The organism is Streptomyces turgidiscabies Car8 (assembly GCF_000331005.1).
In the GTDB taxonomy this organism is placed as follows: Bacteria; Actinomycetota; Actinomycetes; order Streptomycetales; family Streptomycetaceae; genus Streptomyces; species Streptomyces turgidiscabies.
This window is the reverse complement of sequence record NZ_AEJB01000138.1, coordinates 1-14492: the sequence shown is the minus strand read 5'-3', so window position 1 is coordinate 14492 and position 14492 is coordinate 1. Positions and strand designations below refer to the sequence as shown.

16 protein-coding genes and 1 pseudogene are annotated in these 14492 nt (G+C 67.4%); 12 read left to right on the top strand and 5 right to left on the bottom strand.

Annotated elements, in window-relative coordinates; all coding sequences use genetic code 11:
• Nucleotides 1–38: 38 nt before the first annotated feature.
• Entirely contained in the window at nt 39–284 is a 246-nt protein-coding gene (locus STRTUCAR8_RS54030) for a hypothetical protein (protein ID WP_234372699.1), read from the bottom strand.
• On the opposite strand from STRTUCAR8_RS54030, the gene STRTUCAR8_RS55590 reads away from it, so the two are divergent.
• The 8 genes from STRTUCAR8_RS55590 to STRTUCAR8_RS08780 are packed head-to-tail and all read left to right on the top strand — an operon-like array spanning nt 168 to nt 6511.
• Entirely contained in the window at nt 168–491 is a 324-nt protein-coding gene (locus STRTUCAR8_RS55590) for a serine hydrolase (RefSeq protein WP_407705465.1), read from the top strand. The two genes, STRTUCAR8_RS54030 and STRTUCAR8_RS55590, sit on opposite strands and share 117 nt — an antisense overlap.
• Complete coding sequence (locus STRTUCAR8_RS08810; RefSeq protein ID WP_006375197.1) at nt 436–1386, top strand: alpha/beta hydrolase; 951 nt, start codon at nt 436–438, stop codon at nt 1384–1386. Before STRTUCAR8_RS55590 ends, STRTUCAR8_RS08810 begins: the two co-directional genes overlap by 56 nt.
• A complete protein-coding gene (locus tag STRTUCAR8_RS08805; protein ID WP_006375195.1) occupies nt 1383–2309 on the top strand; it encodes an SMP-30/gluconolactonase/LRE family protein in 927 nt (308 codons plus the stop codon). The genes STRTUCAR8_RS08810 and STRTUCAR8_RS08805 overlap by 4 nt, the downstream gene beginning before the upstream one ends.
• Nucleotides 2310–2325: 16 nt before the next feature.
• A complete protein-coding gene (locus STRTUCAR8_RS08800) occupies nt 2326–3231 on the top strand; it encodes an SDR family NAD(P)-dependent oxidoreductase (protein WP_006375220.1) in 906 nt (301 codons plus the stop codon).
• Nucleotides 3232–3250: 19 nt separating this feature from the next.
• Entirely contained in the window at nt 3251–4477 is a 1227-nt protein-coding gene (locus STRTUCAR8_RS08795) for a cytochrome P450 (protein ID WP_006375221.1), read from the top strand.
• Nucleotides 4478–4482: 5 nt separating this feature from the next.
• A complete protein-coding gene (locus STRTUCAR8_RS08790) occupies nt 4483–4803 on the top strand; it encodes a 2Fe-2S iron-sulfur cluster-binding protein (RefSeq protein WP_044471889.1) in 321 nt (106 codons plus the stop codon).
• On the top strand, nt 4800–6062 hold the full coding sequence (locus STRTUCAR8_RS08785) for an NAD(P)/FAD-dependent oxidoreductase (protein ID WP_006375205.1): 1263 nt from the start codon (nt 4800–4802) through the stop codon (nt 6060–6062). Before STRTUCAR8_RS08790 ends, STRTUCAR8_RS08785 begins: the two co-directional genes overlap by 4 nt.
• A gap of 11 nt (nt 6063–6073) precedes the next feature.
• On the top strand, nt 6074–6511 hold the full coding sequence (locus STRTUCAR8_RS08780; protein WP_006375206.1) for a nitroreductase family deazaflavin-dependent oxidoreductase: 438 nt from the start codon (nt 6074–6076) through the stop codon (nt 6509–6511).
• A gap of 546 nt (nt 6512–7057) precedes the next feature.
• Here STRTUCAR8_RS08780 and STRTUCAR8_RS08775 read toward each other — a convergent pair.
• Nucleotides 7058–8671: a sodium:solute symporter family transporter gene (locus STRTUCAR8_RS08775; protein WP_006375199.1), complete on the bottom strand. Its 1614-nt coding sequence runs from the start codon at nt 8669–8671 to the stop codon at nt 7058–7060.
• 152 nt (nt 8672–8823) lie between these two features.
• On the opposite strand from STRTUCAR8_RS08775, the gene STRTUCAR8_RS53705 reads away from it, so the two are divergent.
• Nucleotides 8824–8994, top strand: coding sequence for a hypothetical protein (locus STRTUCAR8_RS53705; RefSeq protein WP_179200447.1), 171 nt, complete (start codon nt 8824–8826; stop codon nt 8992–8994).
• Nucleotides 8995–9631: 637 nt separating this feature from the next.
• Here the strand turns inward: STRTUCAR8_RS53705 and STRTUCAR8_RS08765 are convergent.
• The 3 genes and pseudogenes from STRTUCAR8_RS08765 to STRTUCAR8_RS54025 form a co-directional block, all read right to left on the bottom strand.
• Nucleotides 9632–10104, bottom strand: a pseudogene (locus STRTUCAR8_RS08765) (acyl-CoA dehydrogenase family protein).
• 20 nt (nt 10105–10124) lie between these two features.
• Nucleotides 10125–10514 carry an acyl-CoA dehydrogenase family protein gene (locus STRTUCAR8_RS08760; RefSeq protein ID WP_179200448.1) on the bottom strand — a complete coding sequence of 130 codons (390 nt, stop codon included), beginning with the start codon at nt 10512–10514 and terminating at the stop codon, nt 10125–10127.
• Between the two features lie 33 nt (nt 10515–10547).
• On the bottom strand, nt 10548–10940 hold the full coding sequence (locus STRTUCAR8_RS54025; protein WP_006375194.1) for a hypothetical protein: 393 nt from the start codon (nt 10938–10940) through the stop codon (nt 10548–10550).
• Nucleotides 10941–11476: 536 nt separating this feature from the next.
• Here STRTUCAR8_RS54025 and STRTUCAR8_RS08750 point away from each other — a divergent pair.
• The 3 genes from STRTUCAR8_RS08750 to STRTUCAR8_RS08740 are packed head-to-tail and all read left to right on the top strand — an operon-like array spanning nt 11477 to nt 14465.
• Entirely contained in the window at nt 11477–12202 is a 726-nt protein-coding gene (locus STRTUCAR8_RS08750) for a flavin reductase family protein (RefSeq protein WP_006375211.1), read from the top strand.
• On the top strand, nt 12199–12756 hold the full coding sequence (locus STRTUCAR8_RS08745) for a DUF302 domain-containing protein (protein WP_006375207.1): 558 nt from the start codon (nt 12199–12201) through the stop codon (nt 12754–12756). Before STRTUCAR8_RS08750 ends, STRTUCAR8_RS08745 begins: the two co-directional genes overlap by 4 nt.
• Complete coding sequence (locus STRTUCAR8_RS08740) at nt 12753–14465, top strand: GMC family oxidoreductase N-terminal domain-containing protein (RefSeq protein WP_006375210.1); 1713 nt, start codon at nt 12753–12755, stop codon at nt 14463–14465. The genes STRTUCAR8_RS08745 and STRTUCAR8_RS08740 overlap by 4 nt, the downstream gene beginning before the upstream one ends.
• Nucleotides 14466–14492 lie beyond the last annotated feature (27 nt).

The following is a 14492-nucleotide window of genomic DNA, read 5'->3' as shown; positions in this document are numbered from 1 at the left end:
TGACCGGAACATCACGCAGGCGGGCGCCCCGCGCCCGCTTAGCGTCGGGCGAACCAGCCGCACCCAGGAGGGTTGATGAACGCCGATCCCCGCATCCTCAAGGCGCTCGACCGTGCGAGGGAAATGGGGAGAAGGGCATCGCGGTCGCCGCCTACCACCGCGGTGAGCTGATCGTCGACGCCGTCGCCGGTGTCGCCGACACCAAGAAGGGCATACCGGCCGACGAGCGCACCCTCTTCCCGGTGTTCTCGGTGACCAAAGGCGTCACCGCGACCGCTGTTCATACAGGCCGCCGGCGGAGAGTTCTACCTGGTTTCCCAGGGCTTTGTGCGGGACGCGATGGCAGCCAGAGCGGACGTGCTGATCAATCGGAGCGCTCCGTTCCTGCCGTCGGGCGAGTTCACCGTCCCCACCGACTGATCCCCGGAGAGCACGATGTCCCTGCCCCCGCTGGACCCCGACGCCGCGGCCATCGCCGCCGCGACGGCTGACGTGCCGCCGATGCGAACACGCGGTATCGCCGCGATCCGCGACGCCCTCGAAGCGGCGCCGCATCCCGCCGGGCTGCCCGAGATGGCACAGACGGAGGACCGGGAAATCCCTGGTCCGCACGGTGACATCCCCGTACGGATCTACCGACCCGTCCTGGACGATCCGGCAACCGTGCTCGTGTACTTCCACGGCGGCGGCATGTGCGTGGGCACGATCCACTCTTTCGAGCCGGTCGCCCGCAGTCTGGCCGACGCGAGCCGTGCCACCGTCGTGTCCGTCGGCTATCGCCTTGCGCCGGAAAACCCACCACCGGCACAGTTCGACGACGCCTACACCGCGACGCAATGGGTCGCCGAGCACGCCGCCGAGCTCCGCGTCGACCCGGATCGGCTCGCCGTGGTCGGCGACAGCGCCGGCGGTACCCTCGCCGCGGCCGTGGCCCTCGCCGCGCGGGACCGCGGTGGTCCCGCGATCAGCTGCCAGGTCCTCGTGTACCCAGGCCTCGATCGGGACTTGGGGGCCCGGTCGATCACCCAGTGCGCCGACGCCCCGATCCTGTCCCGCGATGACGTGATGTATCTGAACGAGATGGCCGACAGCGGCACGGGCCACCCGGACAGTCCCTACCGCATCCCCGCCTACGCGACGGACCTCGGCGGCCTCCCGTCGGCGATCGTCGTGACCGCCGACTGCGACCCGATCCGGGACTGGGGCGAGCGATACGCGAACCGGCTCCGGGAAGCCGGGGTGCTGACCACGCTGACCCGCTATCCCGGCGCGTATCACGGATTCCTGCTGCAGGCCGCCTACCTGGCCAAGGGGTGGCTCGCGATCGCCGACATCGGGGCGCTGCTCCGAGCCCGCTTCCGTTCCACTTTTCTGGAGGCCTCATGACCGGCACCGCCGTCGACCCTTTCGCCGACGCCCGCGAAATTGCCCCGCGCGAGCTGTCGTGTGGCTACACGTGGGCCGAGTGCCCGCGGTGGCACGACGGCGCGTTCTGGTTCAGCGACATGTACGCCCACCGGATCGTTCGACTGGACGCGGCGGGTGATCCGGAGACCATGGTCGACCTCGCCGCGCGTACATCCGTCAATGGCACCGAGGTCATCCCGGGCGGATTCGGCTGGCTGCCCGACGGCAGGCTCATCGTCACCTCCATGCACGAGCGGCTCGTCCTGGCCTTCGACGGCGAGCACCTCGTCGAACACGCCGATCTGGGCGACCTCGCCACCGGCCCGATCAACGACATGGTCGTCGATGCCGATGGCCGTGCCTACGTCACCCAGCTCGGCTTCGAGCTCTTCGCGGGGGAAGCACCGAAAGACTCCGACCTGCTGGTCGTGGAACCGGACGGCTCCGCCCGCGCGCTGACCGAACTGGGTGGCTTCGGCGGTGCCAACGGCATCGCGGTCAGCGGCGACGGAAACCGGGTGGTGACCGCGGAGGCGTTCGCCAACCGGATCACCGTGCTCGACCGCGACGAGCACGGCCGCCTCAGTGGCCGCCGGGTCTTCGCGTCCACGCCGTCCCTGCCCGACGGTATCTGTCTCGACGACAACGGTGGCGTCTGGGCGGGGTTTCCGGCCGTCCCGGCCGTGGCTCGGCTCGTCGAGGGTGGGGCGATCACCGACATCGTCCGCTTCGACGCCGAGCAGGCCTTGCCGCCGGCCTGCGTCCTGGGGGGCCCGGACCGGCGCACCCTGTTCGTCTGCGCCGGGCTCGACGTCATGGACTTCGAAGAGTCACGACGCAACCGCAACGGCACTGTGTGGACGGCCGAGGTGCGCGCGAGCGGCGGCGGCAACCGCCCCTGAACGATTGGGAATTCCTGTGGACACATTGTCTTTCACCGGCCGCGTCGTCGTGGTGACGGGCGCCGGGCGCGGTATCGGCCGTGCGCACGCACTGTTGCTGGCCGCCCGCGGCGCGTCCGTCGTCGTCGCCGACCTAGGCGCTCGCGTCGACGGGTCCGGAGTGGACGGTGACGATCCCGCCACGGACGTCGTCGCCGAGATCCGGGCCGCCGGCGGACGGGCCGTGGCCGTGCGGGCCGACGTCTCCACCGAAGCCGGTGCGGTGGCGGTCGTCCACGCAGCGGTCGAGGAGTTCGGCCGGCTGGACGCGGTGGTGAACAACGCCGGAATCGTCCGCACCGGACGTTTCGACGAGATCGGTGCCGAGGAGTACCAGCGCTACCTCGACGTGCACTTCTTCGGTTCCCTGCACGTCTGCCGGGCGGCCTGGCCGCACTTGACCGAATCCGGCAGCGGCCGGGTGGTCAACACCGTCTCGGCCGCCATGCTCGGCAACCCGTTGATGACGCACTACGGCAGCTCCAAGGGCGCCGTGTTCTCACTCACCCGCAACCTGGCCATCGAAGGCGCCGAACACGGCATCCTGGTCAACGCCATCGCCCCGGGCGCTGGTACCCGCATGGCCGAGAACTCCGCCGAGTCGCTGTCACCGGAGGTCATGGCCTATCTGCGCACTCAGCTGCTGCCCGAACACGTCGCGCCGGTGGTGGCTTTCCTCGTTCACCCCGCCTGCCGGGTGACCGGCGAAGTCTTCAACGCCGCGGGCGGTGCGGTGACTCGAATGGCTGTGCTGACCACTGCGGGTATCCACGACCCCGCCCTGACCGTCGAGACCGTGGCCGAGCGCTTCGACGAGATCATCGCCATCACCCCGGCCGCCCAACCCGCGGTCGTCGCCGTCCCGCAGCCCCACACCACCTGACCCCCGCCTGGAGAAGACGATGACCGAGACCGCCACCGCGGGCACCGAATTCCCGTTCGCGCCGCTACCTCCCGAGGAGGCCGTCGAGCACCTGAAGCGGCTGATGGCCGACCGGCCGATGACCAAGCTCACCATGCCGTACGGCGGTGACGTGTGGATCGTGCACCGCAACCGCGCGGCCCGCACGATCCTCGCCGATCGGCGGTTCGTCCGCGAGTCCTTCCGGACCGGGGAACGCGTCGTCCCGTTCTATGTGCCGTTCCCCGACTTTCTGCGCACCACGCTGCAGTTCGAAGACCCGCCCCAACACACGAAGCTGCGCAGGCTGGTCCAGAAGGCGATCTCCCCGCGGCGGGTGCGCGACATGCGGGCTTCGGCCGCAGCCTTCGCAGGAGAGCTGATCGACGGCATGCTTGCCCGCGGCGGCGTCCGCAATTTGGTCGCCGAGTACTCCGTGCCGCTGCCCGTCGAGATGCTCAGCTCGCTCCTCGGTGTGCCGTCCGCCGACCGGGAGAAGTTCGAGCGCTGGAGCTCCTCCACGATGGCGGTGGCAGGCAGGACCGAGCAGGAAATCGCCGAGGACATGAGCGAGCTGGCGGCCTACATGACCGACCTGATCGCCCAGCGACGGGCAGAGCCGCGGGACGACCTGCTCAGCTCCCTCGCCCACGCGCGCGATAAGGACGAAACCCTGACCGACGCGGAGATCCTGCCGATCGCGTTCATCCTGATCGTCGGAGGGTTCGACAACACCGCCAACTTCCTGACCACCGGCGTGATGTCACTGCTGCACTCTGACGAGCAGCGTGAACTGTTCCTGGCCGACCCCGACGGCTTGGCCCCGACCGCGGCCGAGGAGGTGCTCCGGCACGGGGCGTTCGCGGTCGGAGGTCCGGTGGGCGGCGGTGGCGGCCTGGTGCCGTTCGTCGCGACCGAGGACGTCGTCGTCGATGGCCAGTTGATCGCCAAGGGCGAGGCGGTCAGCATCGATCCGGGTGCCGCGAACCACGATCCCGCTGTGGTGACGGACCCGGACCGGTTCGACATCACCCGCAAGGACAACCCGCACCTCATGCTCAGCCACGGCCTGCACCACTGCCTGGGCGCGCCGCTGGCCCGCATGGAGATGCAGGTCGGGATGGCCGAGATCTTCAAACGCATCCCGACGCTACGGCAGGCCGGCGATCCGGTGATCCGCCGTGACGTCCTCACCCAGCCGATGACCGACCTTCCGGTCACCTGGTGATCCCGGTGCCCAAAGTGTTCTACACCCAGCCCGACGGCTCCGAGACGGTTGTGGAGGCCGTTGCCGGTGACTCGGTCATGCAGACTGCCGTCCGTAACGCGGTCAGCGGAATCCTGGGACAGTGCGGCGGCTCGCTGTCGTGTGCGACCTGCCATGTGTTCCTGGCCGAGGAGAACACCGACGACTTCGCACCGGTCAGCGAGGACGAGGACGAGATGCTCGACTGCGCCGCCACCGAACGCGAGGACAGCTCGCGACTGTCGTGCCAGCTCGTCCTGGGGGACGGCCAGGAGGTCCACGTGACCGTCCCGGAAGCGCAGCTGTGAGCGGAGGAGCGCGACTGCTCGTCGTCGGGGCGGGTCAAGCCGGTGTTCAGGTGGCGGGCAGCGCCCGCGAACTCGGCTGGGACGGCCCCATCACCCTGATCGGGCAGGAACGCCACGCCCCGTACGAGCGTCCACCGCTGTCCAAGGCCTTTCTGAAAGGCGAGGCCGCGATCGAATCACTCGCTCTGCGCACTCCTGCGTTCTACGCGCAGCAGCAGATCGATCTCGTACTGGACGAGCACGTCACCCAGCTGCACTGGACCGGTGGGGGAGCCGGCACGGCGACCTCAGCCTCGGGACGGCACTGGGCGTTCGACCGCCTGGTTCTGGCGACCGGCGCGCAACCGCGAGCGTTGCGGATCGATGGTGCCGGCCTCGACGGAGTCCTCATGCTCCGCGACGTCCGAGACGCCGAGATCCTCGCGCGGCGGCTGATGAACGTCACCGACCTCGTCGTGATCGGCGGTGGATTCGTCGGTCTCGAGGTGGCCGCCACCGCGACAGCGGCAGGCGTGCGGACCAGCCTTGTGGAGGCCGCCCCGGTGTTGATGAACCGGGTGGTCAGCAAAGCCACCGCAGACGTAGTCGCAGCCGCTCACCGCAGGGCAGGGGTACGGATACTCACCGGCGTGCGTCCCCGCGAGCTGCGCGGCGACGGTGGGACGGTCAGCGCGGTTGAGCTGGAGGACGGCCGGGAGCTGCCCGCCCAACTCGTCCTCGTCGGCGTGGGTGCGCGACCTCGGGACGAACTCGCTCGCGCCGCCGGCTTCCGCTGTGACAACGGGATCGTCGTGGACGCGTACTCGCTCACCTCCGACGGCCACACCCTGGCCGTGGGCGACTGCGCGAACCTGCCCGATCCGTCCCCGGCGCCGGAGCCCGCGCCCCGCCTGCGGTTGGAGAGCATCGACAACGCCGTCGAGCAGGCCAAAGCGGCCGCCACCACCCTCGTCGGCCGTGCCCGGCCCTACCGGAGCGTGCCGTGGTTCTGGTCCGACCAAGGGGCGCTGAAGCTTCAGATCGCCGGGCTGGCCCGCACGGACGACGACATTGTGATCCGGGAGGTCGCCCGGCCCGGCCGGACGACCGTTCTGCGGTACCGCGGTGAACACCTGGTCGCCGCCGAGTGCGTCAACAACCCCGCCGACTTCCTTGTCCTGCGCAAGGCGCTGGGCCTCCGCATTTCCCTGCCGCGAGAGAAGGCCGTGGATACACGGCTGTCGCTGAAGAAGCACCTCGCGGCTGTATCCCCGCAATGAAAGGAATCACGATGTCATTGACCGGCGCGTACGAACCGAGCCCGGCGAGCTGGATCGCCGAGCAGGTGGAGCGCTACGAACGCACCGACGGCGCGGACGGCGGCACCTTGCAGGACCGCCCCGTCGTCATTCTTACGACCAGGGGCGCAAAATCCGGGAAAATCAGGAAGACACCGCTGATGCGTGTCACAGACGGCACCTGCTACGCCGTAGTCGCCTCACAGGGCGGAGCGCCGACGAACCCGTCCTGGTACCGCAACATCTTGGCCGACCCGCACGTCTCGTTGCGGGACGGCGGGGACGTCCGCGACTACGTCGCACGCCAGGCGGAGGGTGAGGAGCGCGAAACCTGGTGGGCCGTGGCCGTGGAAACCTGGCCCGACTACGAGACCTACCAGAAAAAGACAGAACGCGAGATCCCAGTCGTCATTCTCGAACCGTCCTGCTGATCCCGTCGAACGGCCCGCAGCGACCTCCTGTCCTGCAGGCGTCCTGGGTGGCGTCGCGGTCGCTGGGCATCAGACGGAAACCGCGGCGAGGCCCTCGGCGCAAACGGGACTTTGGAGAACGTGCTGCATTGCCCGAGACGAAGGAGTCGAACGGGCATGGGGATGGACGAAGTCACCCTGCAGTGCCCTCGATCAGGCCGAGTGGGTAGCGGTGAGAGGCGACGATTCCTGTGCGGACACACGTCCCGCGTACGGCTGTCGCCGACTCCCGGTACCTGAGGCCAAGGAGGCGCTTTGCGCCCAGGGGACGGTCACCACCACGACATTCACGCACCGTGACACCACGTCAGTGCCCGAGACGAGGGACACCGCTCGACATCGAAGACCCGGGTTTCTGCCGTGTTCATCGAGATGCCCGTGCCACGCGTCGTTCTTGTCGGTACCCACTCGGCTGATGCGACCTGCGCGCCTGTGCCCAATTCTGCGACGACTGCCTTGGGCCATCCGTCAGTTCACTCGCCTCTGTGGGTACGGATCAGTGGCCAGTCATCCGTCTCTCTGCCCTGTCAGGATTTCGTGTTGCACGTGCCGGAAGTCGACTTGGGATTCTCGAGACGAGGTGATGCTGCCCAGCCAACCCAGGGCGAACGCTGCAGGAACGGAAATCAGACCTGGAGTCTGGTACGGGTACCAGTCAAAACTCGCCTGCGGCCACAGGGCGAACGTGGTTCCCGAGACGATGGGCGAGAAGACCGTGAGTACGGTGCAGAGCAGTAGTCCCCCGCAGACGGACCACAGGAGTCCTCGACGGTTGAAGCGACTCCAAAAGAAGGAGTAGATCAATGTAGGGAAGACGCACGAAGCCGAAACACTGATCGAGAAGGCGGCCAGGAATTCAATCGGATATCGGTGGATGACAGCGGCCAGCGACAGGCCCACCGCGCAGACGCTGACGGCGGCCACGCGCAGTGCCCGCACCTCTCCGGTTTCCGTGCGGGGGCGCTTGCCATGCGCGAACACATCGTGGCTGAGAGAGACAGCGGCAGCGAAGGTCACGCTGGTCATGGTCGTGATCACAGTGAGGATCACGACGCATGCCAAGACGGTGATGAGCACGATGCGTCCCGTCGAACCGTGTTGGAGCACCTCCGAGGCCAGCTGGATCGGGGACGACTGCCCAGTGGAATCGACTGCGCCGATACCGGACGCGCCCACCACGGCTGCTGATGCGAAGCCGGTGGTGATCAGCAGGAGAACGAATGCGCCGACCAGTCCCGTGGCGATGCTCATGGATCGCCGTGCTGTGCGGCCGGTTCGGGACGCGCTGACCCGTAGGATCTGATAAGGCATCACGGCCATGCCGAGGATGAGGACGATGTGACTGCCGAATGTGTTGAGTGAGCCGAGAGATGCCGTGTAGGGCCAGAGTCCCGGCTTCAGATATTTGTCCGGCGCCATGCTGTTGTCCACCGCGGCCGAGAGCAGAGATCCAGGGTCCCAGTCGAATTTTCTGACGGCCAGCAGTGTGATGACCGCAAGCGCCGTCAGGGTCAGCGGCACCTTGGCGGCGTGCATGAAGCTGTTGCCTCTCAGGCCCGCTACTGCGGCGAAGCATGCAACGAGGCAACCCATCAGGATCGTGCACACCACCTGCGCTCCGTCGGTCGTCATGCCGATCAGGAGAGCCGTACTGGTGCCGGCGACCCGCAGGTTGATCACGATGAGAGGGACCGTGATGGCCAGCGTCACCGCGGTCGCGGCGATGCGGGGCCCCGATCCCGGGGCCCGCAATGCGAAGAGGTCACCGAGGGTGTAGCGACCGCTGGTGCGTATCTTCTGTGCGAGGAGCAGCATTACACCGAGCATGATCAGGCAGTCGAGGGCGTACGTGAACCCGTCGTAACCGAACAGGGCGACACCGCCGGAGACCCCCAAAAGGGTGACGACCGAGATCTGTTCGCCGGCCATGGCGAATCCGTTGACGACTGGGGAGAGGGACCGGTCGGCGACATAGAGCCTCTCCGGATTCTCCTCCTCCGCCGTGGCGAGAGTGAAGAGCCACAGCAGTGCCGCTCCGATGAAGATGAGGAAGGCAATGATCACGGGGCGTCTCGCGTCCGAACCGATGGGGTCGAGAACGCCCGAGGCCAGGATGTCCATAGTCACCGCGTCACCCACCGGGAACCGTTGACGGAGGCGACATCGGATACATCGGTGTGGAGTACGTCAGAGGCCAGAGCCTGTTCGAGGGGATCGGCCGACCGGGTACTTCGCATGTCGTACAACCAGGCAGTGGCAATGAACAGGGCGCATTGCAGAACGCCCCATACCAGTCCCAGGGTGAGCTTGCCGTACACCTGCACCGCGGGGACGTCGGTGAAGCAGGACAGCGTGATGCCGACGGCGAAGGGGACCCCGTTGACGACAAGGAAGTCGCGCTGTGCGCGATGCGCGGTCTCACGGAGTCCGCTTACATGCTGTGAGCGTCCGGCATTGTGCGTTTGGAGCGGTGCTGGCGGGCTGCCAGGGGGATTCGGGGGGAAATGCGGATGCACGGAATCTCCAGGCATTGAGGGTGGGTAACGGCGCAGCGCGTAGCGTCCGATGTCGGCAGGAGGATCCGGCCGATCACGGAAATACGGTGGTGAGCAAGCGCCACCGGGTGGCGCCCAGGCGAAGCACGGCACGCAGCACGTGGGGCCGCTCGCATCTGTTGCCACCCGATGCACAGGGTGCTGTGTCGGGGGCCTGCGGATCAACGCGGACGAAGGGCCGGGCACGGACCGTGAGGTTCCAGCCGGACCTCGCGAAAGCGTGCGCGTACCTACAAGCCGCTGTTGCCGTGATGCGCCATGTTCTGACCAGGAGGATCATGGACTCCGCGATGGCCTGTCAACAGTCTGGGAGACGTGTGCGACATGTCACTGCGTGCCAACGAGACTTCGGGACTCGCAAGCCGTCCGAAGGCGGTGTCCCGCTATGCGGTGTAGCCGATCAGGTATGAGGAAGGCCCAGCCGGCGACCCTGATCACCCTTGCCGTACGACGTGTTGGCTTCCTGGCGTTGCGCGCCCTCGGATGCCATGGCAGTGGCCGCAGCACTGCGGGGAATGCCTCAGGGTCATGGCCGCTGCTGCGGCGAACCGGACGTTCGCGCCACCGCTGGCGCGGTGTGCAGACCCAGGTCACGGGCGATGCGGGCGCGGTGCCATGCCGGTCTTTCGAAGAACTGTGCGGAGCTATGGGCTCGTTTGAAGTACCGGTGGGCGGCGTGCTCCCAGGTGATGCCGATACCGCCATGGAACTGGATCATCTCGCCCGCGACTGCCGTGAAGGCTTCGGAGCAGACGGACTCGGCGACCGCGCAGGATCTGGTCAGTCCGGTCGAGCCCTCGGCCACGGCGAAAGCCGCGCGCAGCGCGGCTGAACAGGCGGGCTCCACCAGTTTGCAGGCGTCCGCGAGCCGGTGCTTCACCGCTTGGCGGGAACCGATGGGCGGCCGAACTGGACCCGCTGCTCGGCGTAGTTGACGGTGATCTCCAGGGCACGCTCGGCCGCGCCGACCTGTTCCGCGGCGAGCGCGGCGCACGGCATGTCGCGGACATGTCCCAGTCTCATGCGTCGGTCCTTGTGCGTGAGGTGCTCAGCGGGCGACGACGCAGGCGCGGCAGGCGGACGGTGTGCCCCAAACGTCGCACAGGGGGCGTGCCTTGCGGATCACAGAACAGGTCGAGCTCGTCGGTGTAACCGACGGCGCCAGGGAGTCGGAGGGCGGTGCGGGCGGCGGTGTACGAGGTCTCGCCGACAGCCGCTTTCGCCGCCGCGATCCGACGCCCGCTATCCGTGTCGCCCGAGGCCAGGGCGAGTGCGGCGGCGTGCAGCAACGGTTCTGCTACCTCGCTCTCACGGAACTCGTCTCCGTCCAGCCGGGGCAGAGCGTGCTCGCTCCGGGCATCGGAGGATCCGTCGGTTTCGGCGGCGTCGACCATCTCCACTGCCGGCACGACCGAGAAGGACGTACTCGGACGCAAGGCCGGCTACGACGTCATCGACCTGTCCCAGGAATCTCTGCGGGACGGCGTGGCGAGGCTGACTGACGGCCGGGGCGTGGACGTCTTACTCGACGGGATCGGCGGCTCGCTGACCGGCGAGGCCCTGGTCCAGGTTGCATGAGCGCCCGGGGCACAGGACACCGACGTGGAGTACGAGCCCCGGATGATCTCGCGCTTCTCAACCTGCGTGACGTTGTCCGTGACGGTTGCCTGCACCGGCTTGGTGCACCTCACTGTGCCGTGGATGGTGGCCTTGCCGCTGAGGGAGCTCGCGGTGCCCTCCAGGGCGATGTCAAGGCCGAGTTCGGCCGGCGGGGCCGGGTCGTCGATGTGGGCCTCGTGGGCGAACTCGGTCGCCGGTGGACGTCTTCCATGCATGAGCGCCGAGCGGCCCCCTGTGGCTGTGATCGCCAAGGCCTTGACATGATTGAGCTATACCTTTCTTATAGTGGCTGCTAGCGTTTCCAGTTATGACGAAGGAGTCGTTTTCGGGGCTGCGTGCCGCAGGGGCGTCCGCATCTGGTGCAGGGGGTCTGCGCGATGTGGGTGACCCAACTGTCCTGGGAAGGCTGACCGGATGCGCTGGTCTCGTGCGCGATGTGCGGGTGCTGGTCCGCGGAGTCCGATGGGCGGTGACTGTTGAGGTGATGTCAGTCGCCGAGGCTGTGGCATCCGGGGCCAACTCCGGTCGGATGTCCAGGTCGGTTCGACGCAGTGACAGGGCGCCAGGTCGCTCTGGTCGTTCGCAGGATCGTGTCCAGACGCGAATCGCATGCCGGAACTCGGTGGCTCGACTGAGTTGACTTCATGCGCCGGCGCCGCGCGCACCAACAACCGGATAGCTCGATCTACCGTACGCATGGCAACGGGGTCGAGGCTGATCAGTCGACCCAGTTGACTGAAGGGATGACCGAATGTACATCGACGCCGAGAACCTCACGGCCGAAGCAGCGTACAAGTTGCTGATCGGCAGCGTCATTCCACGACCCATTGCATGGGTAAGCACTCTGTCGGAAGACGGGGTCGGAAATCTGGCGCCGATCTCGTTCTTCACCGTGGTGGGCCGTAAGCCCCCTATGGTTTCATTGTCCATTCAGCCCCGGTCCGACGGCGTCACGCTCAAAGACAGCTTTGTGAACATGCGGGACACCGGCGAATTCGTCACCCACCTGGCCACCCTGCCGCAGGCACTGCCCCTGCACCTCAGTGCGCGCGAATTCGAACCCGATGAGGACGAGTTCGACATGGTCGGGGTGAAGAAGGTGCCCAGTTCCGCCGTGAAGCCACCTCGTATCGAGGGCGCGCCGATTGCGTTCGAGTGTGTGGTTGAAATGATCGTCCCCGCATCTGACCAGATCAACCACCTCGTGGTGGGGCGGGTCGTGCAGTTCTACATCCGCGATGACCTCTACTTGCCCAACGGGCGGATCGACACCGGTGCTGTCGCGCCGATCGGTCGTCTGGCCGCCGAGTACACGGTGGTGAACAACGCGTTCGTCCCGCCCCTGGACAGCGAAACCCTCGCACGGTTCGACGGTCGCCGGATGCGGCGACTCGACAAGCACGACGAGAGCTACTCGATGATCGATACCGCCGAGTGGTCACCGTCCGGATCCATCATGCCAGGAGACGAGCGGTGACGGGTCGGACGCGCGTTGTCATCAATCGGGTGCGCCGGCTGGAAATCGCGGTCGACCTGCCGTTCGAGGAATTCCGTCAGCGCTACGAGCAGGCGGTTCCATTCTTCGACCCGGGCCTCTTCGGTGACCTCGACCCGGACCGCACCGACTGGGCCACGATCCGTCGGATAACCGACCAGCAGGCTCCGCACGATTTCCTGCTGTACTGGCGCGGCGAGACCGACCTGATGATGCGATTGGCTGGGCACGCGACCCGCTGCACCGCCTATCTCATGGGCAATCACACTATTGCCGAGCGTATGTATCGCCACAACCCTGGGGCCATGCTTTACGCGCCCCTGCGCACCACCATCTACGAGGACCACGACGACCGGCTGTGGTTCTCCGTTGATCAGCCCAGCACTCGCTTCTCGAGTTTCGACGATCCGGAGATCGCCGAAGTCGGCGTATATCTGGACGCTAAGCTCGCCGGCCTGTTCACCACCCTAGGTCTCGGCGTTCCCGCCGGGCTGACACGGTGGATGGGGACCGGGGACCGGAGGCAGCTCTCATGACATCCCCTGCGGTCAGTGAACCTGACTACGACGTGATAGTGGTCGGCTCGGGATTCGGGGGCAGCGTCGCGGCCCTCCGGCTCACGGAGAAGGGCTACCGGGTCGCCGTGATCGAGGCGGGCCGCCGGTTCGCCGACGACGAGTTCGCCAAGACGTCATGGGATCTCCGACGCTACCTGTGGGCGCCCGCGCTCGGCTGCTTCGGTATCCAGCGCATCCACCCGCTCAAGGACGTCATCGTGAACGCGGGCGCCGGCGTCGGCGGCGGTTCACTCGTCTACGCCAACGCCCTGTATCAGCCGCCCAAGCCGTTCTATGCGGACCGGCAGTGGGCGCACATCACCGACTGGGAGTCGGAACTGGCGCCCTACTACGACCAGGCCAGCCGCATGCTGGGCGTGGTCACCAACCCGACCACGACCGCCTGCGACAAGGTGATGCTCAAGGTCGCGACCGACATGGGCGTGGCGGACTCCTACCAACCGGCCCCGGTCGCAGTGCATTTCGGCGAGCCCGGCAAAACCGCTGACGACCCCTTCTTCGGCGGCGTCGGGCCCCGGCGTACCGGGTGCACCGAGTGCGGCTCCTGCATGACGGGGTGCCGGGTCGGCGCTAAGAACACCCTGGTCAAGAACTACCTCTACATCGCGGAACGCGCCGGCGCGAAAGTCATGCCGCTGACCACGGTGGACGCGGTACGGCCCCGGTCCGACGGGTCCTTCGAGGTGGACGTCCACCGGACGGGCAGGCGGTCACGCCGCTTCCGGCGCAGCCTGACGGCGAGCCAGGTCGTCCTGGCCGCCGGCACATGGGGGACGCAGCGTCTGCTGCACCGGATGCGGGACGACGACGTACTGCCGGAGCTCTCGCCGCGGTTGGGGGAGCTGACCCGCACGAACTCGGAGGCGATCATCGCCGTCAGCCGGTCCGCGGCCGACTCCGAGTTCGACTTCACTCACGGCGTGTCGGTCACGTCGTCGATCCACCCGGATGACGACACGCACATCCAGGCGGTGCGCTACGGCAAGGGAAGCAACGCGATGGGTCTGCTGCAGACCGTCGCCACCGACGGTTCGCTGCCCATGCCGCGGTGGCTGCAGTTGCTGCGCACGGTCACGCGGGAGCCGGTCAGGTCGATGACGTTGCTGTTGAACAGCTACCGGTGGAGTGAGCGGTCGATGCTGCTGCTGGTGATGCAGAGTCTGGACAACTCGATCACCACCTACACCAAGCGCGGTCTGTTTGGGCGCCGCAGATTCACCTCGAGACAGGGACACGGCGCGCCGAACCCGACGTTCATCCCCGCCGGGCACGAGGCGAACCTACGTGCGGCTGAGCGTATCGGCGGCATCGCGGGCGGGACGTGGGGCGAGATCTTCAACAGGCCGATGACCGCGCACTTCTTCGGCGGTGCACCGATCGGGACCTCGCCGCAGGACGGCGTGATCGACCCGTACCACCGGGTGTTCAACTACCCGGGACTGTCCGTCGTGGACGGGACCGCGCTGACGGCGAACCTCGGTGTGAACCCGTCGCTGACCATCACCGCCAAGGCGGAACGTGCTTTCTCGTTCTGGCCCAACAAGGGCGAGACCGATCCGCGCCCCGCCCAGTCGCAGCCCTACCGACGGCTTACCCCCGTGGCCCCGGAGAACCCGGCCGTCCCGGCGACGGCCCCGGCGGCCCTGCGGCTGCCGATCGTGGGCTGAGCCCCCTCGCACGCCACGCAACTGACG